2 protein-coding genes are annotated in these 2,095 nt (G+C 48.9%); one reads left to right on the top strand and one right to left on the bottom strand.

Translation table 11 applies throughout. The annotated features are described in order from the left end of the window. Positions 1 to 281: 281 nt before the first annotated feature. Positions 282 to 1,274: an iron-sulfur cluster assembly scaffold protein gene (locus tag Q0338_RS10355; protein ID WP_298086652.1), complete on the top strand. Its 993-nt coding sequence runs from the start codon at positions 282 to 284 to the stop codon at positions 1,272 to 1,274. A 141-nt stretch (positions 1,275 to 1,415) separates the two neighbouring features. On the opposite strand, the gene Q0338_RS10360 is transcribed toward Q0338_RS10355, so the two are convergent. Further along, positions 1,416 to 2,095 (bottom strand): hypothetical protein (locus Q0338_RS10360; RefSeq protein ID WP_298086653.1); only part of this gene is annotated, 680 nt, incomplete at its 5' end.

Consider the following 2,095-nt stretch of genomic DNA (forward strand, 5'->3'; position numbering starts at 1 on the left):
ATATGTCTAGCCTTGGGACGCAAATTTCCGCACAACATTCAAATTCATCTCAAAATACTTTGCCTTAACAATTTAAATTTCATAAATTTGGTTCAAATTTGGGTTTTTAAAAGCCCAAATTTGAGTTAAATTTAAAAGGAAGCGGGCGGCAGTATCGCGAGATGGATTTGAATGTTGTGAAGCAAAAATGAGCAAGGCTAACCAAATAGGTTGCCGCAGCGATATTTTTGCAAGCTCATTCAAAGACGCTCGCGAGACAACGCCTCTAAAAAGGAAATAAAATGGCAAAAAATAATCTAATAGGCGGCTCCATCTGGGACGAATACTCCCAAAACGTCCAAGACCGCATGAACAACCCCAAATTTATGGGCGAGATCACCGAGGACGAGGCAAAAGCAAGAGGCGGCAAGCTCATCGTGGCGGACTTTGGCGCAGAGAGCTGCGGCGACGCGGTGAGGCTATACTGGCTCGTGGACGAGAAAACCGACCGCATCATGGACGCTAAATTTAAAAGCTTTGGCTGCGGCACGGCGGTGGCGAGCTCCGATACGATGGCCGAGCTTTGCGTCGGCAAGACCGTGGACGAAGCGGTCAAAATCACCAACATCGACGTGGAAAAAGCCATGCGCGACACGCCCGACGTCCCAGCCGTCCCGCCGCAAAAGATGCACTGTTCGGTCATGGCCTACGACGTTATCAAGGCCGCAGCGGCGCAGTACAAGGGTGTAGATCCTGAGCATTTCGAGGACGAGATCATCGTGTGCGAGTGCGCGCGCGTGAGCCTAGGCACGATCAAAGAGGTCATCCGCCTAAACGACCTACACACGGTCGAGGAGATCACGCAATACACCAAAGCAGGCGCCTTTTGCAAATCCTGCGTGCGCCCGGGCGGACACGAAAAGCGCGAGTATTATCTCGTGGACATCCTCGCAGACACCAGAGCCGAGATGGAGCAGGAGAAAAAGCAAGCCGTCATCGACGCGCAAGTTTCTGGCAAATTTGACGACGTGAGCTTTGAGAGCATGACCGTCGTGGGCCAGCTAAAAGCCATCGAGAGCGTCATCGACAGAGAGATCCGCCCGATGCTGATGATGGACGGCGGTAATATGGAGATCCTCGATCTGCAAAAAGACGCCGAGGGCAAATTTGACGTCTATATCAGATATATGGGCGCTTGCAGCGGCTGCGCGAGCGGTGCGACCGGCACGCTATACGCGATCGAAAACGTGCTTCAAGAAAACCTCAGCCCAAATATCCGCGTCCTACCTATCTGATCTGCTTACACGGCAAATTTGATGCGGCTTAGGACTTAAATTTGCGCTAAATTCGGGCGGTTAGTTTAGCCGCCCTGCTCTATTTTCTACTTTTTTATTTGCAAGTTTGAACGTCAAATTTAGCTCCGCCTTTAAATTTCACTATTTTATTTCCTTGTAAAAGCTCAAGTTGCGAGCCAGACAAACAACGGTCGTTATCAACAATATCGGTATCAGCGGTATATATAGATAGACAAAAATTAATGCCGATGCGTCTCTATGAACAGCCTTGCCTTCCAAAAACAGTGAGCCGACAGGATAGTATAAAACCAGCGTCATGATCGCAAAATTTTCTATCGCGAAAATCCTATTGCTTTTTTCGGTATTTTCGACAAAAAGTTTGCTATACCTGCGCCCCGAAGCAAAAAATGCACCTATGCAAATGGTGCTAACTATGAACGCTCCAGATAATCCCTTGTTGGGGTTTGAAGATATAATCAAAAAAGCCATCGCCGCAAAGCTCACGAAGGCAAATCTAACCAAAAGATGAATCTGATATCTGCGCTTTAAGTTTTCGGGGATTTGAGCTAGAGCTTTGCCGTATTCTAGCGCTTCGGCCTCCTCGTCGCTTTGGCCTAGCACGGCTTCATGGCTCGCGCCCTCAAATTTGCGCTCGGATTCAGCCGCTTCGCTTTGGGCGGCTTGCACTTGGCTTAAATTTTGCCCATTAGTCGTCTCGTCTGCGGCTAGCTCGCTGATTTTCTCTTGCGATTTTAGTACTCTTTGCGGCAGATACACGGTCTCATCGGCAGCAAATTCGTCGTTGGCATTGTGGGCTATTA

Origin of the sequence: uncultured Campylobacter sp., from assembly GCF_938018145.1 — a bacterium.
Classification (GTDB): domain Bacteria; phylum Campylobacterota; class Campylobacteria; order Campylobacterales; family Campylobacteraceae; genus Campylobacter_A.

Coding starts and splice junctions, on each gene's coding strand:
- Q0338_RS10355 (WP_298086652.1), top strand. CDS start 282: ATGGCAAAAAATAATCTAATAGGCGGCTCCATCTGGGACGAATACTCC.